20 protein-coding genes and 4 pseudogenes are annotated in these 24,093 nt (G+C 40.6%); 21 read left to right on the top strand and 3 right to left on the bottom strand.

Annotated features, from left to right (window positions below):
- The first annotated feature begins 419 nt into the window (after nt 1-419).
- From CLV95_RS01960 to CLV95_RS01945, 4 genes are all read left to right on the top strand, one after another.
- Nucleotides 420-1,394: a glycosyltransferase family 2 protein gene (locus CLV95_RS01960; protein WP_002727925.1), complete on the top strand. Its 975-nt coding sequence runs from the start codon at nt 420-422 to the stop codon at nt 1,392-1,394.
- A 4-nt stretch (nt 1,395-1,398) separates the two neighbouring features.
- The gene (locus CLV95_RS01955) at nt 1,399-2,310 is read left to right on the top strand and encodes a glycosyltransferase family 2 protein (RefSeq protein WP_002733618.1); all 912 of its coding nucleotides are present in this window, start codon (nt 1,399-1,401) and stop codon (nt 2,308-2,310) included.
- Nucleotides 2,311-2,490: 180 nt separating this feature from the next.
- Nucleotides 2,491-3,339, top strand: a complete 849-nt coding sequence (locus CLV95_RS01950) for a glycosyltransferase (protein WP_002733543.1) — start codon at nt 2,491-2,493, stop codon at nt 3,337-3,339.
- Between the two features lie 39 nt (nt 3,340-3,378).
- The gene (locus CLV95_RS01945) at nt 3,379-4,773 is read left to right on the top strand and encodes a DASS family sodium-coupled anion symporter (protein ID WP_002727930.1); all 1,395 of its coding nucleotides are present in this window, start codon (nt 3,379-3,381) and stop codon (nt 4,771-4,773) included.
- A 249-nt stretch (nt 4,774-5,022) separates the two neighbouring features.
- On the opposite strand, the pseudogene CLV95_RS19175 reads toward CLV95_RS01945, so the two are convergent.
- Together CLV95_RS19175 and CLV95_RS19990 are read right to left on the bottom strand one after the other, a co-directional pair.
- Nucleotides 5,023-5,338, bottom strand: a pseudogene (locus CLV95_RS19175) (IS630 family transposase); the annotation flags it as partial.
- A 497-nt stretch (nt 5,339-5,835) separates the two neighbouring features.
- Nucleotides 5,836-5,991 (bottom strand): annotated as a pseudogene (locus CLV95_RS19990) (IS5 family transposase); the annotation flags it as partial.
- Between the two features lie 119 nt (nt 5,992-6,110).
- On the opposite strand from CLV95_RS19990, the pseudogene CLV95_RS01930 reads away from it, so the two are divergent.
- From CLV95_RS01930 to CLV95_RS01850, 17 genes and pseudogenes are all read left to right on the top strand, one after another.
- Nucleotides 6,111-6,456 (top strand): annotated as a pseudogene (locus tag CLV95_RS01930) (transposase); the annotation flags it as partial.
- A 771-nt stretch (nt 6,457-7,227) separates the two neighbouring features.
- The gene (locus tag CLV95_RS01925; RefSeq protein ID WP_369747130.1) at nt 7,228-8,760 is read left to right on the top strand and encodes a CapA family protein; all 1,533 of its coding nucleotides are present in this window, start codon (nt 7,228-7,230) and stop codon (nt 8,758-8,760) included.
- 65 nt (nt 8,761-8,825) lie between these two features.
- A complete protein-coding gene (rpsF, locus tag CLV95_RS01920; protein WP_002733768.1) occupies nt 8,826-9,101 on the top strand; it encodes a 30S ribosomal protein S6 in 276 nt (91 codons plus the stop codon).
- Nucleotides 9,094-9,543: a single-stranded DNA-binding protein gene (locus CLV95_RS01915; protein ID WP_011669979.1), complete on the top strand. Its 450-nt coding sequence runs from the start codon at nt 9,094-9,096 to the stop codon at nt 9,541-9,543. The genes rpsF and CLV95_RS01915 overlap by 8 nt, the downstream gene beginning before the upstream one ends.
- 12 nt (nt 9,544-9,555) lie before the next feature.
- Entirely contained in the window at nt 9,556-9,867 is a 312-nt protein-coding gene (gene rpsR, locus CLV95_RS01910; RefSeq protein ID WP_002725672.1) for a 30S ribosomal protein S18, read from the top strand.
- Between the two features lie 9 nt (nt 9,868-9,876).
- Nucleotides 9,877-10,326, top strand: coding sequence for a 50S ribosomal protein L9 (gene rplI, locus CLV95_RS01905; protein WP_002731198.1), 450 nt, complete (start codon nt 9,877-9,879; stop codon nt 10,324-10,326).
- A 15-nt stretch (nt 10,327-10,341) separates the two neighbouring features.
- Nucleotides 10,342-11,670: a replicative DNA helicase gene (gene dnaB, locus CLV95_RS01900; RefSeq protein ID WP_002725719.1), complete on the top strand. Its 1,329-nt coding sequence runs from the start codon at nt 10,342-10,344 to the stop codon at nt 11,668-11,670.
- On the top strand, nt 11,670-13,484 hold the full coding sequence (gene aspS, locus CLV95_RS01895; protein ID WP_016749107.1) for an aspartate--tRNA ligase: 1,815 nt from the start codon (nt 11,670-11,672) through the stop codon (nt 13,482-13,484). Before dnaB ends, aspS begins: the two co-directional genes overlap by 1 nt.
- 100 nt (nt 13,485-13,584) lie before the next feature.
- Nucleotides 13,585-14,465 (top strand): annotated as a pseudogene (locus tag CLV95_RS01890) (PhoH family protein).
- A 4-nt stretch (nt 14,466-14,469) separates the two neighbouring features.
- Nucleotides 14,470-16,890 (top strand): HD family phosphohydrolase, encoded by a 2,421-nt coding sequence (locus CLV95_RS01885; protein WP_002725732.1) that lies wholly within the window; start codon nt 14,470-14,472, stop codon nt 16,888-16,890.
- A gap of 62 nt (nt 16,891-16,952) precedes the next feature.
- Nucleotides 16,953-17,384, top strand: a complete 432-nt coding sequence (gene ybeY, locus CLV95_RS01880) for an rRNA maturation RNase YbeY (protein WP_002725685.1) — start codon at nt 16,953-16,955, stop codon at nt 17,382-17,384.
- A complete protein-coding gene (gene recO / locus CLV95_RS01875) occupies nt 17,357-18,139 on the top strand; it encodes a DNA repair protein RecO (protein WP_002725679.1) in 783 nt (260 codons plus the stop codon). The genes ybeY and recO overlap by 28 nt, the downstream gene beginning before the upstream one ends.
- The gene (locus CLV95_RS01870; RefSeq protein WP_002725640.1) at nt 18,123-18,365 is read left to right on the top strand and encodes a hypothetical protein; all 243 of its coding nucleotides are present in this window, start codon (nt 18,123-18,125) and stop codon (nt 18,363-18,365) included. Before recO ends, CLV95_RS01870 begins: the two co-directional genes overlap by 17 nt.
- Nucleotides 18,366-18,443: 78 nt before the next feature.
- Nucleotides 18,444-18,962: a hypothetical protein gene (locus tag CLV95_RS01865; RefSeq protein ID WP_107694853.1), complete on the top strand. Its 519-nt coding sequence runs from the start codon at nt 18,444-18,446 to the stop codon at nt 18,960-18,962.
- A complete protein-coding gene (argS, locus tag CLV95_RS01860; RefSeq protein ID WP_002733716.1) occupies nt 18,959-20,719 on the top strand; it encodes an arginine--tRNA ligase in 1,761 nt (586 codons plus the stop codon). The genes CLV95_RS01865 and argS overlap by 4 nt, the downstream gene beginning before the upstream one ends.
- Nucleotides 20,719-21,975, top strand: coding sequence for a nicotinamide-nucleotide amidohydrolase family protein (locus CLV95_RS01855; RefSeq protein WP_002725728.1), 1,257 nt, complete (start codon nt 20,719-20,721; stop codon nt 21,973-21,975). Before argS ends, CLV95_RS01855 begins: the two co-directional genes overlap by 1 nt.
- Nucleotides 21,972-23,051, top strand: a complete 1,080-nt coding sequence (locus CLV95_RS01850) for a WD40 repeat domain-containing protein (RefSeq protein ID WP_002733762.1) — start codon at nt 21,972-21,974, stop codon at nt 23,049-23,051. The genes CLV95_RS01855 and CLV95_RS01850 overlap by 4 nt, the downstream gene beginning before the upstream one ends.
- A 574-nt stretch (nt 23,052-23,625) precedes the next feature.
- Here the strand turns inward: CLV95_RS01850 and CLV95_RS01845 are convergent.
- Nucleotides 23,626-24,003, bottom strand: a complete 378-nt coding sequence (locus CLV95_RS01845; RefSeq protein WP_002733706.1) for a helix-turn-helix domain-containing protein — start codon at nt 24,001-24,003, stop codon at nt 23,626-23,628.
- Nucleotides 24,004-24,093 lie beyond the last annotated feature (90 nt).

Here is a 24,093-nt window from a genome sequence, read left to right as displayed (position 1 = left end):
GGATTGATATCAATCATTCCTATAAAGTTGAGTACCAGTACATGTTGTGGTGAAGTACCGTTTAACGTAGGTTCGTTATAACCCAATGTGAACGCGATTGAGGTGTAGGGAAGTTCAAGCTGTCTCATCCCTGAATGTCGATTCTTGGAGTGGCATTCGCTGAGTTCTCCAGATCGCTCGACGGATTGCGTTTTATAACAAATTGAATTCAGAAGAGGATTTTGTTTTCAACCGAACCCTCAATTTATCGATCGAAGCTGAAAGTGCGGTACAAAAGGCTGGATTTGCCCAAGCTTTCTTTCGCTGAACTTCACGCTCTTGAAATGTAAACTATTGGGTCGGATATTTTAGTTTAGTATATAGTTCCGGGTGGATGAGTTTTTGAACCGTGATTTTGAAAGGCGGTTTCATTTTAATGAATGAAATATTATAATATTATAACAGTTACATATAATTCTGAAAAATACATATCTGCATTGGATCGGTCCATAAAGTTGCCTTCCAATTGGACTTGGGTGATTTGGGACAATGATTCCAAGGATGGTACGCAGGAACAACTCAAATTACTTTCTGAAAAAGATAGAAGATTGATTCATTTTAGCCCTAAGAATTTAGGTTTTGCGGGTGGAAACAACGAAGCGATCAAAATAGCGCCTAAGTCGGATTGGACCTTACTGATCAATCCGGATTCTCGTTTGAGTGACGATTTCTTTTCCGAATGTGAGAAGACACTTGAATCGAAAGGAAAGGAGTATTCTATTGTTTCCTTTTTAATGCTTAAAGACAATCAAGTGGAAAAGAAGTTAATAGACGGAGCGGGCGATATTTATCACGTTTCTGGGGCTGCATGGAGAAGGGGATATAAGAGAGTTCTTTCTGAAGAGTATTTGAGAGAATCTGAAATTTTCTCCGCGTGTGGCGGTGCGATGGCAATTCGAACGGAAGTATATAAAAGAATGGGCGGATTTGACTCCGATTTTTTTTGTTATATGGAAGACGTGGATTTAAGTTTTCGTGCCAGACTTACGGGAGAAAAAGTACTTTTTAGTCCGAACATTAAAGTTTATCATCACGGATTTGGATCCACCAAAGAAAAAAGCGCTTTTTCCCTTTATTATGGCCTGAGAAACGCGTTAGTCGTTTATTGGAAAAATATGCCGCTGTCTTATGCTTTGCGTTATATATTTCATCATATGTTTTTTTTCGGAGCAAGTATTTGTTTTCATGCGATCTTTACGAGCCCTAAAATGTTGGGGGTACCTTTCGGTTTTTTAAAGATGTTGCCTGGAATCATCCGTAAAAGATTTGAGATTTGTAATGTTGCAAACTATCGATCTGACGAAATTTTAATATGGATGAGCCGAGGATGGTTTACCCCTTTTCGTAAAAAGTAGGAATATGCCAGAAAATTTTTCTCCATTAGCTGTTATTGTTACTTTTAATCCTGATATAACTTTAACTTACAAAAACGTTCAAAATCTGAATTCAAATTCAATTCCAGTTTTGATCGTAGATAACCGATCTAAAAACGTATCTTTAATCCGTTCCAAGATTGGAAAACAGAACTTTCTTGTGGAAAGCGAATCCAATCTAGGTTTGGGATTTGCTTTAAATCGAGGAATCGAATACGCACAAACGAATCGATATACACATGTTTGGTTATTTGATCAAGATAGTTTTTTGGAAACGTCGGCGATCCGAACTTTTCTGCAAAAAGTCAGAGAGTATGGGACACAAAAGTCCCGGAACGAGAAAGTCGCATCTTTCGGCCCTAATATTTTTGATACAATCAAGAATCGTAATATTTATGGAATTCCTAAAAACCAAACTGGAATTTTAACTGCAAAGTTTCTAATAACTTCTGGAAGTTTTTATTCATTGGAAGTTTTAAAAGAGGTAGGTTTGTTATATCAGGATTTCTTTATAGATTATTTGGATTACGAGTGGTGTTTTCGGGCCAATAATAAAGGTTACATTCATAAAATCGTTTCCGATGTGAAAATGAAACATTCTATAGGAACTGATTCCAGGAGTATATTCGGAATTTTTAAAGTTGCAATTCATTCTCCCTTTAGGTGGTATTTCCTTTTTAGGAATGGAGTGTATATTTGTAAAATGTCACATATTCCGTTTTGCTTTAAACTGGAAGTTGTTCTGAAAACATTCTTTCGATTTTTGATCTTGCCTATTTTTTCTGATTCTAAATATCAAACGTATCTTCATATTCTTTGCGGGATTCGTGATGGAATTACCGGAAGAGAATCTTCTTTTTACAAACATATTGTCGGTAAAACTTTTTCTACAACCTAGATCAAATCTAAATTCAAATACTTATTTGTGAATTTTTAGAGAATTGAAAATAAAATGAGAAAGAATTCTCTAAAAGTATGAGTTCTTACATTTCTAAGTTCAACTGTCAAACCCGGAAATTGCGTGGGTTCCCACATTTCTAAAATATTAAACTGATAAAATTTACTTGAGGACTGAGTTTTGGAATTTGGAGTTACCATTTCAATTGTATTATATAAGCAGAATGCACTAATTTTTAAAGAATCGCTTTCGTCTCTTCTGAATTCGATCATATATCAAATTTCTAATGTTTCGAAAACGATTCTATATAAAATCGAAGTATTGGATAATACTCCGGGATACGGAGAAGAAATAAAAAATATAGTAAACGATTTAGAAAATGAGTTTTCGTTTAAAGATCGAGTTAAATTTCAGTATTTTCATTTTCCTGAAAATCCTGGATACGGGGTGGCCAACAATCGCTCCATCTTGAAATCAAATAACGAATTCCACTTAGTTCTCAATCCGGATATTAAAATGATTCCGGAAACATTGGATCTATGCGTTCGTTATCTGGAAGAACACCCAGGCTGCGATGCGGTGGTTCCATCCGTTTGGGATTGGGAAAGTGGTTCTGATGGAAAACATAATATTCAATTCTTAGTAAAATCTTATCCCACAGTTTTTGTATTATTTTTGAGGTCTTTTGCGCCGAATGTTTTAAAAAAAATATTTCGAAAATACTTAGACCGATACGACCTAAGGGAAAGGGATTGGAATCAAACTCAGGAAGACGTACCTTTGATTAGCGGTTGTTTTATTTTTGCAAGAACGAAATCTTTAAAACAAATCGGAGGATTTGACGAGAGGTTCTTTTTGTATTTCGAGGATTTTGACCTTTCGATGCGTTTGAGTCGTAAGGATTATTTTCCTAAGATCCAAATTTTTCACAAGGGCGGAAACTCTTCCAAGAAAGGTTTTTTGCACATTAAACTTTTTATTGTTTCCGCGTATCGATTTTTTATGAAATTCGGCTGGAAGATTATTTAGAACATTATAAAATTCTATTTTTATATTTTAAACACCCGAATGAAGCGCGACTTAATTTTAATTATTGGAACTTTGCTTTTAATTGGAATTTTATTTTTCGTTCAGGTTATTTTTGAATTTCCTTTAAGCGTTGCCATTATGATCTGTATTTTCGTTTTGGCCGCTGTTTTTTGGGTGGCCGAACCGATTCCCGGATACGCCACTTCGATTCTCGTGATTTTTTTGGAAATTATCTTTTTTGCGAATCCTATCGGCATTCCGGGTTTTGTATTTCCTCAAAATAAAAATCCGCCTGCTGCAGTCTTTCTTTCTTCTTTGGCGGATTCTTCGATTATACTGTTCTTGGGCGGTTTTGTATTGGCAAAAGCTTGCGTAAAGACGGGTTTGGATCGTTTTTTTGCCAATCGAATCATTCGTAAATTCGGGGTAAAGAGTCATCAGGTGCTTCTCGGTTTTATGTTCACAACCGGATTTATATCAATGTGGATGAGCAATACGGCGACCACTTCTATGATGATTGCCCTTTCTTTTCCCTTATTACGGGTTTTACCGGAAAAGGAACCCTTTCGAAAAGCATTGATACTGGGAATTCCATTTGCGGCGAACATAGGAGGAGTGGGAACCCCGATTGGATCTCCTCCGAATATCATAGCGATGGGAATTCTTAGGCAACAAGGTATTGTCATTCCCTTCGGAACTTGGATGTTTTTTGCGGTTCCTCTTGTCGTCGTTTTAATTTTATTTGCTTGGATACTTCTTATGAAATTGTTTCCGCAGAAGGATTCCTTGGACTTAGTGGTGGAGTTTCAAGAACCGGAAAGCGGAATGAAATCCTTTTCGTTCCGAGTTACTTCGATGATTTTTTTGGGAACAGTTGTCCTTTGGTTTACCGAAAATTTGCACGGAATTCCAGCGGGAGTTGTTGCACTTCTTCCTTTGATTTTATTTCCGATGTTCGGAATTTTGAACGAGAAAGATATAAACTCCTTGGATTGGTCCGTTTTAATTCTAATCTCGGGTGGAATCGGTATCGGAGTAGGTTTTCAGCAGAGCGGAATGGGCCCCTGGTTTTCGGGAATCCTAAAGCATATTGCTAAACCAGAATATGCAATAAGTATATTATTCTTTCTTTGTGTTCTAACTCTTTTGTTGAGCACTTTTATGTCGAACACCGCTGCGACAAATCTTCTGGTTCCATTTGCGTTTCCGTTTTCTGCGATACTTTTTCCCGGATCGAATGTGTATCTTTTGGAAGTATGTTTAGGAATTGCTCTTAGTGCTTCTCTGGCTATGTCTCTCCCTGTAAGCACTCCTCCAAATGCGATTGCATATTCGGTCGGGGGGATTGAAATCAAGGATATGATTCGTGCTGGTTTGCCGATTGGGATTTTTGGTTTGATTGTCGTTTTGTCCAGCTATTTTGCGTTTTTTTAATTTGCTCCACACCTCCTTAGCTCCGCTTGGTGGATCTTTTCCACAATCGATTGTAGATTCTATTTTACTCATCCTTATAAAAATAAGCGCCTAAATGTCAATTTGCTTCCGATGACTTTCAAAACTATTCGTAGTTGATTTCAATTTTCCTAAAGTAGATTTTGCTCTTTGAATCAATGGGCCAAGATTCTCCAGACAAAAATTGGCATGCCCTTTCTCTTCCGGCTACACCATACGCCAGATATACTCTTGGTGTAAGAGGGTTCCTGCGTAATCTTGATGAAACGTTACTTCGAATTCTTTTTGTATGATTTCTGATATACGATACGTTGACCAGAGTTCATTTGGAGAGCGGATAACTTATCGGGTTCTTCAAGATGATTCTTTTTAATTCTTTTTTTTGTTCAAGCATTAACTTATACGGTCTGCCAAGAATGCAATCCCATTTGACTCCTTCTATTCCTTCCTTTTCATATTGAGCAAGCTAACGCATTACTGATTGTTTACTAACTTCAAGTTCTTTGGTTATTCCATAACATGTGTAGCTTTTCTCAAGTAAACGAATTCCCTTTTGTCTTCTTCTCTATAAATTCTTGAATCTCTTTTCATTTTTCATATAACCATCTTTTTTCTTCTTACTTGTGGATACTTATTTTTGCAGGAATGAGTAGGATTGAATCCAACATATCTTTTACATTGTGTGTTTATCGTGAGCATTGGCTCCGCTCAATGTAATTGCCAGTAGGCTTCCATTTCTATCTGTAGGAATATGCTATTTAGCCCCTAATTCGGCACAGTCTGTAGAGTTTTCCCGATTAAACTTCCCTTTGGGAGCTTTAACAATTACGGAATCCACCGAGACTCAGTCCTGTGCTATCTTATTCTGCATATTATAATATTTTAAAATGGATTTGTAGGGCCCGTCGAGCGCCAATGGAAACGAGACGCTTTAGTTACCAGCTTGAACTTTCTGATAAAGCAGAAAGCTAAAGTGCTGCTTTCTAAAGATCGCTTCCGCAGGTTTTGAGACGTGCTGTAGATCTTTTTAAATACTCCTGCTCATTCCCATTCTTGAAATTTTCTATGACAAGTTTGGCCAAATCCAAATTCATTGAGAATTACACGCCACTGACATCTTGTTTTCATTTGATGGATGATTCCTATTCTTGCAAAAACACAATTACGCCCTTCTTGGAGATTCGTTTTATCTTTCGGGATTCATGGTGCTGTTTTTTTCCAAAGTGCATCTGGAACCTCTGAAGAATATTTGTCCATTTTATATTTATATCATTCCGTTTTCTGAATGTATCCAGTTTTGGGATAGACTCTAAATCTAAATGGATGATTGTAAACGATTCTCTTCGGTTAAACAAGCTGCTTACTACGCGGGATTGGTTCCCAGATATCTCCAGGAGACACGGTCCGATACGGAAGGATCGTAAGCCATTCGATTCGAAGAATGATCGTTCAGGTGGCTTGGAGTCTTGTCCATTGTCAATATGGCGAAAAGATAAAGGAATTCTATCAAAGATTATATCCTAAAAAAGGTGCTAAAAAATCAATCATAGCGACTTCTCACAAATGATCGCAATTTTTTATACAATGATTTATATGGGAGAACTTTTTGATTCTATGCCTGGAGTGGTGTTGGCGCGAAAATTAGCTCAATATGCTCTTATGTAAAAAAAAATTGCAAAAGGGCTGACGCGAGATACATCGGAGAGAGCAACACTTTAGTTTAAAAAACTCAGGTGAAATGCTTTTTACGAAAGTGTTTCAACTCGCGAGCCATTTTAGCTATGAAGTTTGCAAGCGATTTGACCAGACTTTCTTATATCAAAAATTTTGAATCAAAACCCAAACTATGAAAAAGTTTTTGGCTCGGAGAAAGAATGTTAATGGTCCTTTTTTGGATTCAAGATATAAAAAAATAAAAAACGTGGGAAGTAGCCTTGGAGATATTAGAACGAAAAGAAACGTTTTATGAATTAGGAAGTTGATTTCGAATTATTTTGTCTAAACGCAGTTCTGTTTTTTATTAGAAGCCGTCTCAAGAATATTTTAGAATAATCGGTCTTTTAAACAAAGATAAAGTATTTTTGAGATAGTTCTATTTTTTAAAGGTAGATCTTTTACTTAAAAGCTACATTCAGGCTCAATCAATTTTCACTGGTCGGATGTCCTTTACAAAAAATTGTATTTTATAGAAGTGCCCTAAAGATAATCTCATTGTAGAGATTTCGATATGAGGATAAATATATCTGAAAAGATTTAGATTTTTTCCTGAAGTTGGCCTGAACTTTTGTAAAAGAAAAATTTTGTAGAAAATAAGTCCATAAATTCTTGATGCAAGCGATCTACGGTATACGACTGAATTTATCTTTTTACGTATGATTTAAAAAGGGCAGATTCAAAAGTGTTTCGCGTTCGATTCTAAAAAAAATCTTTCCAATCTTGAATGAGATTAATAGTTTATCCTCAGTGTTTTTTTCTCTTTTCCAGATCCGTGAAATTTTTAAAAATCCGGTATTAAGGGTTCGAAATCAAAAAAGCTGGAATCGGTTTTATTTTTCGGAGAGTTTGATTCGTCTTTTGGGAATATCAAATGGAAAACTTTACTGTTTCCTATCGGAACTTGCGTTAAGATTTTTTTTCTCAGCTTTTTCAATTTTTTGGATTCTCAAACGTAAGAGTGCTCTACGGTGCCGTATAAATCGTCAGAAATTTCCAAATAAGATTCAGAATGTTCTCGCGTCGTATTCTACGATCCGAGTTGTGACTATAAGAGTGACTTCTAAGTTTCCTTTATTAGGATGGGTTCTGGTATTTTTCTTTTTATCTATTTATTGTTCTTCCGAATCCTTAAAGCATTCTTCTTCTCAAAATTCCGAGACGAATTCCCCATCAACTCTCACGGCTTTTCAAGACAAAATCGATTCCGTTTTATATCCAGAACATAATCACGATCCGGAATTACTCAAAGTTCTTGCGGGAGGAGACGTTATGTTTAATTGGGGGATCCGGGATACGATTCAAAAACACGGAGAGATTGCGCCCGTAAAAGGTCTAAAATCCCTTTTTAGAGAAGCCGACTTCAGAATGGTCAATCTGGAAACTCCTGTTGTTGCCTCCAAAACGGAAGAATCTAAAAAAGCTTATATTTTTACCGCTCATGAAAAAGATTTGGATTCTCTCAAATTTTTGGGAGTGGATATGGTTTTCCTCGGAAATAATCATTCCTTCGATCATGGTCAAAGAGGAATGGACGAGACTCTTAGTATATTAAATAAAAATAATATTCTGAACGTGGGCGCGGGAAAAAAACTCCCGCAGGTTTTGAATCCTCTGAATTTAAGTTTGAAAGGTACGGACCTACGTATTCATTCCGTGACCGCGGTTGCCGAACGGTCTCACTATGCGACTCCCACGAAGTCGGGTGTCGCTCCTTTTATGCTTTCTTCTTTGCAAGCGGCGTTTTTTGAAAAACATCCTTCCCGTTTTAAAAATCATTCTTCTCCGATTCGGATCGTTTCTTTGCATTGGGGAATTGAGTATTCTCCCTTTCCGACTTCCGATCAGAGGAAAATTGCAAGGACTCTCATCGATTCCGGCGTAAAGATCGTGATCGGTCATCATCCTCATATTCCGCAAGGTGTCGAGATTTACAGAGGTGGGGTGATTCTCTATTCTTTGGGGAATTTGATTTTCGGAAGTAGAAATTCCTATCTTAATCACAACTTAGTTGCAATCTTTCATATCCGTCGTAACCGTTTGGAGCGGGTAGAGCTCGTTCCGATTTTCGGAAAATTTCAAAAAGAAGATCATAGGATCCGACCGGTAATAGGTCGGGAAGCACAGGAGTTCCTACATGAAATCGCGGTTCTTTCGGCGGAATTTGGTACTCGATTCCGAATCGAGGGAGACAGAGCGTTTCTAGATCTTCCGACAAATTCCCCCTTGACCCCGACCTTTCGGCGCAAAAAATAGGCTAAATTATCGGTTCTTCTGCTCGTCGCAAATTGTAGGCGGGCTTATAACCATAGGAGAAACTTTTGAGAAACTACGAACTCACCACGATTACACCTGTGAGCTCTCGGGAAGTTACAAAGTCTGAAGTTCAGGATACTTTGAATAAATTTTCCGTGAGTATTACCGCCGACGAAGATTGGGGCCAAAGAAAACTCTGGCATCCGATCAAACACGAAGAACAGGGAATTTTCCATCATTACAAATGTAGCGCCGAGCCGAGTGCCATTGAAAAAGTGGAAAAAGAATTTTTAATCAATCAGAACATCCTTCGTTCCATGGTCGTTCGCCTCGATGGCTAATGATATCAATAGAGTGACTCTGGTCGGTCGTTTAACACGGGACCCGGAGTTCAAATCGATCAATGGTACTTCTCTTGTAAATTTCTCTCTGGCCAATGGTAGGACCTATGTGTCTAACGGAGAAAAAAGAGAGGAGTCTCATTTTTTCGATTGTGAGGTCTGGGGAAAACCGGCCGATATCATTCAACAGTATTGTAAAAAGGGAAAACAGATTGCCATTGAAGGAAGATTAAAGCAGGACACATGGGAAACACCGGAAGGTAAAAAAGCGTCTCGAATTCGTATCGTCGTGGAGAATTTTCAACTTTTAGGTTCTAAAGACGATTCTAATTCGATGAGCGGATCTTCTTCCGGCGGATCTTCGACATTCGGAGGAAATTCGTCCTCTCCGGAATCTTATAACCCTCCTGCACCGGACGGAGACGACGACATACCGTTTTAATGAGGTACATTTATGAGCGAGAATGAAATCAAAGAAGAACGTTCCGAGAGACCGGAACAAGGCGATGCTTCCGTCGAAATGGAAGGCAAGCCGCAAAGAAAACAAAATAAATACAAGAAGAAAGTCTGTCGTTTTACGGCCGATCCGGAACTTGCAAAACAAATCAATTATAAGAACATCGAACTTTTGGAAAGATTTATCACAAATCGTGGAAAGATTATTCCTAGAAGAATCACTGGAACGAGCGCTCGTTATCAAAGAGTTCTCGCTCGCGAAATTCGCAAAGCGAGAAGTATCGGGCTTCTTCCTTACAAGGTGAACTGAGGTACGAACATGAGAGTGATTCTACAAAAAGACGTTATCAATCTCGGAGACGCGGGAGATTTAAGGGAAGTTGCCGACGGTTACGCGAGAAACTTTCTTTTTCCCAAACGACTTGCAGTCCGTGCCAACGAAGGAAATACCAAAGCCGCTTTTCATCAAAAGAGACTGGGCGAATTAAAAAAGGAAAAACGTAAAAAAGCTATGGAAGCCGTAGCGACAAACCTGAACGGGAAAGAATACGATATTCTTGTAAAAACCGGAGGGGGCGAGAAATTATTCGGAGCGGTGACTCCGATCGATGTGGCTTCTATCTTGAAGAAAAACGGTTTTGAGCTGGATAAAAGAAAGATCGAAATCGCAGAACCGATCCGCAACCTGGGTTCCTACAAAATCAAGATTCGTCTTGCGGAAGGAATTCAGCCCGTAATTACACTTCACGTTAAAAAAGAAGAAGAGTGATTTTTCTTTAGGGACATGCAGTCCGATTCTTTATACGAACCGGAATCCGAAAGGGCCTTTTTAGGATTTCTGCTTCTCAAAGGGACGGACAATCTGATCGATATTCCAGTCGCTCCCGAAGACTTTTATGTGGACCTTCACAGAAGGGTTTATCGGGCGATCGGTGATCTTGTTGATAAGAGAATCACCATCGATCCGGTTTCCGTTCTGAACTTCCTGAAGGAAAATTCCCTTCTTAAAGACGAAGAAAAAGAATTCAATTATATTTATTCTCTCTACCGTGATACGGTAGTCACTCAGCCGCTTACGTATTATGCCGCTCGGATCAAACGTTTTTCCGAACGCAGGACATACGCCAAAATTCTTCAAGAATCCTTAGAGTTCGTTCGTAAAGAACCCGGAGACAACGAATCCGTCTTTAACACGGTAGAAAAGAATCTTACCGAGATCTCCAGAAGTATAGACGCGAAGGGTCTGCTTCCGGTCTCTTCGGATAAGACCGCTCTTTCCGATTACATCATGGAGATCATGAAGAATCGGGGACAGATCACCGGACTTCGTACCAACTTCACCAAGTTGGACGAGGCGACTTCGGGACTCAAAGAACACGAGCTGATGATTCTTGCCGCTCGTCCCGGGAACGGGAAAACCACATTCGCTCTCAACATAGCGTCTAACGTTGCACTTGTTTACAATCAGCCCGTTGTCATATTTTCTTTGGAGATGAGTCGGATCGAACTTCTTCTCAAGATGGTTTGCGCCGACGCCCAAGTGGAATCCATGAAGCTCAAAAAATCCGAACTTACCCGGGCGGATGCTCCCAAGCTTTTAGAATCCATCGTTCGAGTCACCGCGGCTCCGATCTATATCGACGATTCGGGTGGTTTGACGATAGACGATTTCAAAGGTCGCGTGCGTAAACTTTTGACCACAGAAAAGATCGGTTTGATTGTTGTGGATTATTTACAACTTATGAGTGATCCGAAAAACAAGGATGGAGGTCGTCAACAAGAGGTAGCTTCGATCTCTCGTTCTCTTAAGCAGATGGCCAAGGAAGCAAGATGTCCGATCATCGCCCTTTCTCAGATGTCCCGAGCGGTGGAACAAAGATCTAAGGATCAAAAACCGCAACTTTCCGATCTCCGAGAATCGGGTGCGATCGAGCAAGACGCGGATATCGTTTCGTTTATCTATCGAGAAGAAAAAGTAAAAGGAGAAGACGAGATCAGTCCAGAGATGCGGGGGAAGGCGGAAATTATCATCGCCAAAAACCGCTCCGGTCCTATCGGCTCTTTTCATCTTGCCTTTAGGCCCGAGCTTAGCAGATTTGATAATATAGATTAATGAGGAAACGGAATTCATTGGAACAGCAAAACTATAAAAATCGTTCTTGGGCCGGAGAATTAAACGAATCCCAAGTAGGTAAAAAAATCTTTCTTTACGGCTGGTCGTTCCGTTTCCGGGATCAGGGAGGAGTGATCTTTATAGATCTCCGTGACAGAACCGGTATCATTCAAGTCGTTGCACGTAAAGAGCTTTTGGGAGAAGAGTTCTTTATCGCCGAGAAGGTTCGTTCCGAATACGTTTTGGCGGTAAGCGGCACACTCAAAAAAAGAGACGCTGAATCCGTCAATTTGAAAATGCAAACCGGAACGATTGAAGTCGTTTTAGATAAATTAGAAATTTTGAATATTGCCAAAACTCCTCCGTTTTCGTTGGACGAGTTCGACGAAGTTTCCGAAGAACTCAGGCTTAAATATCGTTATCTGGATTTTAGAAGAGAAGAACTCAAAAATAGGATGATCAAAAGACATGAGTTTATATTCGCAATTCGTAATTATCTGAGTAAACGTAAGTTCGTCGAAATCGAAACTCCTATCTTAAACAAATCCACTCCCGAAGGAGCGCGCGACTTTCTCGTTCCTTCCCGCCTCAACCCGAACCAATTTTACGCGCTACCACAGTCTCCTCAAATTTTCAAACAGATTCTGATGGTGGGAGGAATGGAGCGTTACTTCCAAATCGTAAAGTGTTTTCGGGACGAAGACTTACGTGCGGACAGACAGCCGGAATTTACCCAGCTCGATATGGAATTTTCTTTCGTTAGTCAGGAAGAAATCCTTTCCGAGATAGAAGGTCTTGTTTCCACGATTTATAAGGAAGTTTTTAATATTCAGCTTACGACTCCTTTCCCGAGAATGACCTACAAAACCGCAATCGAAGAATACGGCTCGGACAAACCGGATCTTCGTTTCGGAATGAAACTCGTGGACGTTTCGGAAATCGTAAAAGACTGCGACTTCAACGTATTTTCCGGAGCAGTGAAAAGTGGAGGAACCGTGAAGGCGATTTGTGTTCCCGGTGGTTCGGTAATTTCCAGAAAGGAAATCGAGGATTATACCGCATGGTTAAACCGAGACTACAAAGCTAAGGGTCTCGCGTATATGAAACACGGAAGTGAAGGTCTGGAATCCACGATCACAAAACGTTTTAAAAAGGAAGAATTAGACGCCATTTCCAAAGTGTGCGGCTCCAAAGAAGGAGATATGCTCTTTTTCGGAGCGGATGAAAAGGAGATCGTTAATCACTCGTTAGGCGCTCTTCGTCTGAAACTTTCCGAGCGTTTTGAAACTCCGAAACAAAATGAAATCAATATCACTTGGATCGTGGACTTTCCTATGTTCGAGTGGAACAAGGACCACAAACGTTGGGACGCTCTGCATCACCCGTTCACTTCTCCTTCGGACGAAAGTATTCCGTTTTTTGAATCCATGGAAACTCTCCAAAAAAACGCAAGTAACGCGACCGCGAAAGCGTACGATCTTGTAATGAACGGAGTCGAAATCGGAGGTGGTTCCATCAGGATTCATTCCCGCGAAATTCAAAACCAAGTATTCCGAGTTCTCGGAATCGGCGAAGAGGAAGCCCAGGAAAAATTCGGATTTTTGCTCGAGGCCCTTGAATTCGGAGCTCCGCCTCACGGAGGTTTGGCGTTCGGTATCGATCGGATGCTGATGCTCCTTACTGAAGGAAAATCGATTCGGGACGTGATCGCTTTCCCTAAAACTCAAAGAGGTCTTTGTCTTATGAGTGAATGTCCTTCTCCCGTCGAGGAAAAACAGCTTCAAGAGTTGAAGATCAAACTGGTAAAGGTATAAATTGCGCAAAGAACAGTTCAACTTTGAGAACCAGGATCTGTATCGTAAAATCTGCGGAATTAATGACGAAGGTGTTAAAATTCTCGAAAAACAACTCGAAATAGATATTATTCCGAGAGGAAACGGTTTTCAGGTTGAGGGTGAATCTGCCAAGGTGGAATTCGCATTAGATTTTTTTAAAAAGATCGAGGCCAATTATCGCGAGCGTCCGGACAGGGATTTTATTGATTCATTCGATTTCGCTTATATTCTTAAGGATGCAGGTAAGGAACTTCGCAAAAAGAAAGCTAGGGAAAACGAACCGGAGCGAAGCACTCCCTGGAAACCGAGCGACAAAATCCTCACCACATATCGTGGAAAACATATTTTCCCCCGAACTAGAAATCAGGAAATTTACTTTAGATCCTTTCAGGATAATTTGATCACGTTCGCGCTTGGCCCTGCAGGAACGGGAAAAACTTTTCTTTCCGTCGCGACTGCATGCAGATTTTTGCAAGTGGTACTATCGATAAGATTATTCTCACAAGACCTGCGGTAGAAGCGGGGGAGAATTTGGGTTTTTTACCGGGGGATCTGAATCAAAAAGTAGATCCATATCTTCGCCCGGTGTACGACGCTCTTAACGAATGTATCGGACCTGAAAAAACTCAGGAATATATTTCTCTTACCAAGATTGAAATCGCTCCTGTTGCCTTTATGCGAGGTAGAACTCTTTCCAATGCGTTTATCATTCTGGATGAAGCGCAAAATTGCACTTTAGCCCAACTGAAGATGATTATGACACGTTTGGGACGCAATTCTAGAATGTGCATTTCTGGAGATTCCACCCAGATCGACTTAGATCATGGACGTTCCGGACTTGAAAAAGTGGTGACTTTATTCAAAAACACGGATCAAATCGGAATGGTGTTTTTCGGAAAAGAGGATATCACCAGACATCCGCTTGTGGAAGTGATCGTTCGTAAGTTCGAGGAGCTATAATCGTATGCCCAGCCCGGGAGAACAAGTAGAGTCTGCTATGGCTTGGATTACGGACACTCTTACGAGGGTTCGCCCGATTCTATTTGTTCGAAGATTTCAAGTCGCTTTGGTGGTTATTACTCTTTTGATGGTAACCTGGATGCTCGCCATTCCGTTTTTTGGCCAGGATAAAATGGATCTTTCTCCGGATGGATTGTATTCGGAAGGGAAAACGGCGCCGGAAAAAATCATTTCCGTCAAAGAAATCGTATATGAAGACGAGGATAAGACCAAGGCTAAAAAACTAACCGCATATCAGTCCGCTCCTTTTGTTTTTGACCGCGATTACGCGATCTTACAAGATCAAATCAACAACGCCATTCAGGAAGATATGGAGAACTTTCGTTCCTTCAAACCGAGTGCGGAAGAAAAAGTGTATGCCGAACTTTTGAGCGCCGTTCCTCGATGGAGGAATAGGTCGAAGGAAGAAATCGAACTTTTATACAAGACTCCCGGCAAGGGAAAACTTAAGGATCTAATTCAACAATATTCTAATTTAGTATTTTCTTCTTTTTGCATATTGCGCGATTTGCCGCCGGATTACGCCGCCTTAAAAAATTCTGGCGGCCGGGTTCGAAATCAGGGAATTAAAGAGCAGATTTCTAATTTGGAAGGGGTCTACATCATACCAAGATCTTTTTTATATAGGGATCCTAATACCGTAAATATTCTCAATCGGATGGCGGAGGAAAAACTTTCCCGTATGGATGCGGCGGTGCTTCCGATCGTCCAAAAAATTTCCCTAAGTTATATCTATTCCAATCCTTCTTGTTCATATAACGCGGAAGAAACTCTCTCAGCTAAACAATTTGCGGCCGACCGGGCCGAACCGGTCAATTCTAGGATTCTTGCGGGAGAAGTGATCGTTAAGTCCGGAGAGATCATAACTCCTGAAATATTCAAAAAATTGCAAATTGTGAACACCTACGCAACGCGGGCGAACATCGCTTCTATCGTTTCTATTTTACTTATTCAGACCGTTTTTGTGGTGATCATTTATATTTTTCTTAAAAAATACAATCCTAAACGATTGAACGACGTTTCGAGTAACGTAATCGTATTTTCCCTCATCTGGTTTTTAGTTTTAAGCTGCACAGTTGCTTCTAAGATTTATTTCAATTTCGAAACCAAATACGATTCCATCTTTTATTTCGCTTTGTTCGTTCCGGTGGGAGTCGTCTGTTTGATCGTCAGTTTTATCTACGATGAACAACTTTCCATCGCGATCGGATTTTATCTTTCGTTTTTCGTCTTTATGGCCTCGCACTATAATCCGACTTCGTTTATGCTGGGATTCGTCTCTTGTATCGTTTCTGCGAGTTATGGAAGAAATCTAAAAAAACGAATCGACTTTATCAAAGCGGGTTTGTATATAGCCGGAGTTCAGATCGTCATCGCTTCCAGCGGTTATTTGTTCGATTCTCGTAACTATTGGGTGGCAATTCCGAGCGGATCTTGGATCAAGGATTTGGTCGAGTCGAATATATTCAAATTATATGTTCTTTGTCTGATCAACGGATTCGCTTGTTCCACCGCGGCGCAGTTTCTGCTTCCGATTTATGAATATTTATTCAACGTTCCGACTCGTTTTAAACTGATGGAGCTTGCGGATACCGGTCATCCTCTACTGCAGGACCTTTTGACTAAAGCGCCTTCCACATACACACATACGTTTTTAGTTGCGGCTCTTTCAGAACGCGCCTGTCAAAATCTGGGTTTGGATTGGCTTTTGACTAGAGTAGGGGTATATTTCCACGATATCGGTAAGATCCCGAATGCCGGGTTCTTTGTGGAAAATCAACATTTGATTCCGAAAAAAGAGAATATCGACAAAAACAATCCGGCACTTGCGGCCAAGATCGTCATTGATCACGTGTTAGACGGAATTGAAATGGCAAAGAAGGCTAGACTTCCGAGAGAGGTCATCGACTTCATTCCCGAACATCATGGAACTTCGACGATGGCGTTCTTTTATCACAAGGCATTGTCCGAGCTTTCTCCGACTCAGAAAAAGAAACTGAAAAAACAAGACTTTCAGTATCCCGGTCCTAAACCTCAGAGAAAAGAAACTGCTATCGTAATGATTGCGGATTCTCTCGAAGCGGCGTCTCGTTCGTTGGAGGAGATTACTCCCGAGTCTTTGGACAACCTCATCACCAAAATTATCGGGATCAAGCTCGCCGAAAATCAATTGGACGAATGCGGACTTACATTAGGCGATCTGGAAGTAATCAAAGCTTCGTTTAAGGAAGTATTATTATCCAGTCTTCATTCCAGACCGAAATATCCGAGTATGGAAGCCACCAAAGCATTGGAAAAAAAGAATGCGTTAAATTCCATGAACGGATACAAGCAGACCAAGACCTCTTCGGGGAAAATAAACTGATTGCGGATTCGGTCTCCATTTCCAACGACTACGGGGACATTTCCTGGTGGAACGAAACGGAGGTGATTTTCAATTGTGGGATTCTTTTCCGTAAGGAACTAAAGGATTTTCCATGCGAACTCAGCCTTTTGCTCGTAGGCGATTCCGACATGAGGAAAATCAATCGTTTGCGTCGTGGAAAGGACAAAACGACGGATGTACTTTCTTTTCCGTTGGAGTTTGATAGTTCGCCTTTACAAAACGTCCTTCAAAAACGAATGGGTTTTGATTCGAATTCATTACCTCCTATCGCGTTAGGTGAAATTGTTATCTCCGTGGATACTCTTGAAAAACAAGCCGTAGAAATCGGACATTCCGTTAAAGACGAGTTTTACCGCCTTCTGGTTCACGGTTTTTTACATCTCCTCGGTTATGATCATGAACGTGGAGAGGAAGAGGAGCGGATCATGAAATTAAAGGAGGATGAATGTCTGGAAATTCTCCAGGAGCTTTGAAAAAAATACGCGGAATTGTCTTGGAATCCAGAACGATTCAAGAAGGAGACGCGCTCATTCGTCTTCTTCCCGAAATAGGGCAGGTGGAGAATTTTCGCGTTCGTGGAATCCGAAAAAGTAAAACCAGGCCGATCGCGTCAGTGGAGCCCGGTTCCCTTTCTGATCTGGATTATTATCATTCCAAAAATAAAGAGACGTATAACGTCAAAGAGATTTCGCTTATCAATCGGTTTGACAAGGCTAAGTCGGGATATTTCGCGGCGGTGCTCGTATCGTATCTTGTGGAACTCGTTTCTTCATTCACTCCGGACGGAGCGGAGCATCCGGGCGAGTTTCGACTTCTTTCCGGGGCGTTGGAGGAATTGGAGAAAAACGGACCTTCTGGATTGATTCTCCCCTTTTTTAAATTGCGCCTTCTTGTTTCAGGAGGTTTTCTTTCCAAGGAACTTGTTTGTCATTCCTGTGGAACGGAGTTGAAAAAGATGGTATCCGTTATTTTACAAACTTCTCCTTTCGAACTTATATGTGGAAATTGTCTTTATGGGGATCGGAACGATTTGGGTTTGGCACAGTGGATACAGACGTTTTTGATGCTTCGATTTCGGGATTTAAAGGAGAGAAAAATATCCGTTGAAAACATCTTGGGCCTGGACAGAATTTGCAATGAGATGCTTGAACCTATTCTGAGAAAGAAGTTGAAATCGGCGCTTACTCTCTACGATGCATTGGGAGAGAATCTTGGAAAATTTTTTTAAAACGATACTCTTTATCTTTTATTTTTATGTTCTATTGTTTCTCGTGATTTTGGATATCCGATGGGATCAAAAATCTACTCCGAGACAAATCCCGACTGTTGTGGAAGTGAAAGGCAAGCAGACTATTCTTGTTTCCATAATGGATTTGAAAAAAACTGTATTTCAGCAGTTGGAATTGAGTTGGGAGAATTCCTGGAAAAAGAACGTGTTTTACGAAAGGAAATAAAATCGAATATCCATTTCGAAATTAGCGATAAAGTAGTTTGTATAGTTTTGTACGAATTGCTTTTGCAATAAGGATTTTATGAAAGAAATTGAAATAAAAAGGATGGAGGAGGTTTCTTCCTCGCAAAAGTCACGCCTCGCATTCCCCTTTCCGGGAAATTCTTTTGCTTACTCTCCGGACTCTGTCTCACTGAAATATGCAGTAGTTCCCACATTTTGCGAAAAATCACTCATCTCAGTTATGCAGAGAGTCTTCTATAAACTCAATCTCGCTCTCTATGGATCGCTCTCTTTTCCAACTTCGTTGGAAACCACTCGCAACACTTGGTTGCTCGTTGGTTGTCTCGCTCTCTATGGATCGCTCTCTTTTCCAACTTCGTTGGAAACCACTCGCAACACTTGGTTGCTCGTTGGTTGTCTCGCTCTCTATGGATCGCTCTCTTTTCCAACTTCGTTGGAAACCACTCGCAACACTTGGTTGCTCGTTGGTTGTCTCGCTCTCTATGGATCGCTCTCTTTTCCAACTTCGTTGGAAACCACTCGCAACACTTGGTTGCTCGTTGGTTGTCTCGCTCTCTATGGATCGCTCGACATATGAAAGAAAATGAAACGCTCAAACAAATCGTATTAAAATCACTGGAAGAAGGAGTGGATTCCTTAATTGTTTCGTTTCCGGATGTGGAAAAAAGTTCGCTCCGAATAAAAATCGAATATTCCAGAGATGAAAAATTCGGAGATTATTCCACGTCATTTTCATTAGAAAATTCTAAATTACTAAAAAAAAATCCGATTCAAGTATCGAAAGAACTAGTGGAAATTCTGCAAAAACGGACCGATCTTTTCGAGAAAGTGGATTTTACCCCTCCCGGCTTCGTAAATTTCAAAATTTCCCCATCGTATCTTTTGGGATACATAGAAAAATCCATTCTTTCCGGAGATCATTTCCCAAAAGTGGAACACCCTCTCAAGATTAACTTAGAATTCGTATCCGCAAATCCGACAGGTCCGCTCAATATAGTTTCTGCACGGGCCGCGGCGAACGGAGACACGATGGCTTCTCTTCTAAAGGCGATCGGTCATAATGTGGACAAGGAATTTTACATCAACGATTACGGAAATCAGGTTTTTTTACTCGGAGTTTCCACTTTGGTTCGGATCCGAGAAATAAAGGGAGAATTCAGCACCCAGCAAGAAGCGGACGATACTACACCGATAGATACGATTTTGGAAAAGAATATATTACCGGCCGAGGGTTATCGAGGCGAATACATAAAAGATATTGCAAATGCTCTTTTAAATGAACCGAAAAAATCCTCCCAGATCGAAACGTTGTTAAAAGAAAAAAAGTACCGTGAACTCGCGGAGCTTTGTTCTATCTGGACCGTGGAGAACAATCTTGATTGGCAGAGAAAGGATTTGGACTCGTTCGGAGTTGAGTTCGATAATTACTTCCGTGAACGGACACTTCACGAATCGGACAAGGTTCTTGCGGTGATGAAAGATTTGGAAAGAGCCGGAAAAATCTTTGAAGAAGACGGAAAAAAAATATTTCGATCTACGGAATACGGAGACGACAAGGATCGGGTTGTGGTTCGAGACGACGGAAGACCGACGTATCTACTCGCGGATATCGCTTATCATAGGGATAAAATCGAACGTGGATACGATAGAATCTACGATATCTGGGGACCGGATCATCATGGTTATATCTCGAGACTTTCCGGAGCGGTACAAACTCTTGGATATAAAAAGGAAAATTTTAAAGTAATTATTTCTCAACAAGTCAATCTACTCGAATCGGGACAGAAGGTAAAAATGAGTAAACGTGCCGGTTCCTTTCAAACGATGAGTGATCTCATCGGATTTTTGGGAAAACACGGCAAAGACGTAGGACGTTACTTTTTTGTAATGCGTTCCCTGGACGCACCTCTCGATTTTGATTTGGACCTGGCCCAGGATCAGTCGGATAAAAATCCGGTTTTTTATCTGCAGTATGCGCATGCAAGAATCTGTTCCATCTTTCGAGAGGTGGGAACGGAAAGTTCCGCCGCAGCGGCCGAATCTTTGGAGATGTCCGAAGAGCGAAAAAGACTTTTATTTTGGATCGCAAGGTTTCCTGAGGAAATATTCGACTCTGCAAATTCGATGGAACCGCATCGGGTCACCAATTATCTACAAAGTTTTGCGAAGGCCTTTACGGGTTTTTATTTAGGAAAGAATAATAGACTGAAAGACGCTACGCCCGGGGTACGTCTTGGACTTGCAAGGATTTGTCTTGCGGCCAAGAGCGTGCTTGCGGAAGGACTCGGGTTGATCGGTGTTTCCGCTCCCGAAAAAATGGAAAAGGAAAGCTAATGTCTTTTCCTAAAGTTATCGTAGTGTCTACGGGTACGGAACTTACTGCAGGAAGAAGTCAGGATACAAATTCCTCCTGGATTGCAAACGAGCTCTTTGGGATGGGATTCACTGTTTCCAAGTTTGTTGTTTTGCCTGACGATCCTGTCGTTATACTGGAAGAATTACGAACGTTAACCGAGCTCTCTATGAGGGAGACTTCGATTCTTTTGGTGATGACCGGAGGGCTTGGACCTACGGAGGACGACTATACTCTGGAAGCGGTTTGCAGATTAAAAGGGGTTGCCACTGAAGAAAGCCCGGTCGCAAGACAAAGAATTGAAACCTTTTATAAACTTCGTGGAAGAAATTTTCAGGAAGCAATGCAGACTGCAATCCGACAAGTATCCGTTCCGAAAGGCTCCATCATATTAAATAACAGCGTCGGAATTGCGCCCGGTTTTATCACATCACTGGCGGAAAACGTGCATCTGGGTTGTATGCCCGGTGTTCCGGGAGAAATGACCGAAATGTTTCGGGAGGAGTTCGCTCCTTGGATTTTAAAGACTTATTCTTCCCGAGAACTCTACTCAGGATTTCGATTTATCTGGTGGATGAGTGAGTCACAATTTCAAAAAGAATTTATTTCCAAAGAAAAGGCCATAGCGGACGGAAAGGCAATCTGGGGAGTTGCAGCGAAAAGAGGATATATCCGTGCGAGTTTTCAGTCTGATAGTCGTGCATTAGTCGATGATCTACTTCGAAAGTTGGATACGTTTTACGGGACCAAATCCACGCCGGACATATTTGAGGAGCTTCCGAGAATGCTCCTCGAAAAAAAAATCACGATAGGAACCGCGGAAAGTTGCACCGGAGGGTTGATTGCCAAAACATTTACCGATGTTCCCGGGTCCTCGGCGTATTTTTACGGAGGAATAATCTCTTACGATAACAGCGTTAAGACGGGAATACTTGGGGTTAAACGGAATACTTTGGATGAATTCGGAGCGGTAAGCGGCGAAATCGCTAAAGAAATGGCAGAAGGAGCGTTAGACGCTCTTGGAGTCGATTATTCGATCAGCGTTACCGGAATCGCAGGGCCGGGAGGAGGAACTCCGCAGAAAAAAGTAGGACTCGTTTACTTTGGAATTGGACAAAAAAACGAGGGGACTGAAATTCACGAACACTATTTTCCATTCCCGAGAAGTTCTTTCCGAGAGTTTGCCGCTCATACCGGAATTTATTTATTATACGATCGTTTAAAGAGGTCTGCATGAAACACTTTTCCATAACGGGATTCGGTATATTTTTCTCCGTATTGTTTTTTTATCTTCTTGGAAACCCGTATTCCACTGCGACCGGAATTCAAAAAGTGTGGGCCTTTTCCAAGTCGGCGCACGTAGGAATGATTCCTGATCCGAGATTTTTATGGAATCCGGAAGAAGCAATCAACGGGTATAAATTCGAGAATTCGTATTATCCTATCCGGTCTACTAGAGGAGTTGTGTTCGGCGATACAAATAGAATTGAATATCCTTTGAATGCGAAAGGATATCTTGAATACAAAAAGATAGGCTCTGAGGTGAATTTTTATACTCCTTCCGGAGAGATGTTTTGGACGAAGGAATACAGAAGTTATCCCCGCATTTCTCCTACTGGAAATCTTGTGCTTTTAATCGCTGGAGATCATAACCAAGTGATTTTATCGGATATCAATGGAAACGTTACCGGAGCCGGAAAAATAGACGGGCGATTTTTGACCGATTATGCGTTTGCTTCTGCCTCGTTGATTACGGGAGTTCTTTTTTCGGGAGGAGAATTATTCGTTCTTGATGCAAAGGGTGATATTCAGCTCAGAAAAGATCTCGGTTCCGAAAAAAATCCGGTTTTTGCAAAAAGTATTTCCGTTTCTCCGGACGGAACCAAAACGGCGATTCATCTTATGAATGCAAATAAGGATAGGATTCTAGTTTTAGAAAGAAACGGACAGGAGATTTCTACGTTCGAATTAGATACGATTTATCCTCATAAACTGTATTTAGCGATTTCTAATACGGGAGAAATACTCATTTCGGCTCCGAATCAGGTTGAATTCTATGATATTACTGGCAAAAAGATCCTGAATATAAAACGAAAGTCGAATAACGGAGTATACCAGACCGTATTTCACAACGGAGACTGGTTTGCTGTCGAGTTAAATCAAGAGATTCTTTTTATCGATGAAAACGGAAAGATTTTAAAAAAGGAGAAGATCAAAAGTTCCGATCTTCCGGCGCGATTTTTCACTTCCGGTAAAAACGGTTCTGTCGTATTGGAAACCGGAAAGGAACTATTTCTTTATAGGAATCTTTGATTATTATGAAATACTAATATGTACTGAACTTGATATTGTTCAATAATTGTTGGACATTTAGAATTTGTCCCAAAACCTAAGATGTCGGAACTCCTACAAAAGTGTTTCAACGATAAAATCCGTTATAAAATCCATAAATCATCAATCTGCGAGAACTTCCTCGCTCTATTACGAACTTATAAAATGATTGTGCTGATTTCTTTTCAGGTTTTGGGACAAGTTCTTATTTTGTTTAAAGGAAAACGTTTTAGAAATTAAGATTTCTATTATTTGTGCTTTTGCTCCGCCACTAATGGAGAAAGTGCAATTTGTTTTTGAAGACGAGCATCGCTTAACTTGCGCTTACCGCTGTGTTCGGGATCGCTCATGCGACCCTCACTCCGGGCTAAAGCCACATTGCTTTGCCACTTCGGTTCGCGAGGCGCTCGCTAAGGCTCGCTCGAACCTCGTGCCAACCGCGTCGCGCAAAAGCGCTTGCGGCCGCAACGTCAAGGAGACTCTTTCGTTAGGCGACAGAGCATGCAAAATAATTTTTAATAACAAAATTTAAAAAAGAAGAGGAGATAAGAAAAATCTATTCCGTTTCAATAATATTTTTGAAAGCATTTATTAGCTTTGTCTGTTTTTGAGGAGTTAAATTAGTTAATTTTTCAAGAAATTGAATATGTTCTTCTTTAAGTTTATTAAAGACATGCCCTTCATCAGGTAAAAGCATTTTCCCATTTCCAGTTAGCAACCAATCTACCGAAAGATGAAAAGCATTAACGAGCCTAATGATAAATTCACTTGAAGGGATACTTCCATTTTCGACATGAGCAATGTAAGAGCGATCGATGTCGGCTTTTTCGGCCATTTGTTTTTGGGAAAAACTTATACTTTTGCGGAAATATAATAATCGTTCTCCGATACTTTTAGAATCTACTCTCACAAAGTAAGGATTAGTAGCTTTCATTAAGTTTAAAGTATAATTTCTCACAAAATTTCAAAATATGTGATAATAAATAACATTTTCTCTTGGCTTAATCTCATTGTGTGATATATA

It is taken from the genome of Leptospira borgpetersenii serovar Javanica (assembly GCF_003046425.1).
GTDB lineage: Bacteria > Spirochaetota > Leptospiria > Leptospirales > Leptospiraceae > Leptospira > Leptospira borgpetersenii.
Note: the sequence above shows the minus strand (reverse complement) of the source record. Positions and strands in the feature narration are given on the sequence as shown.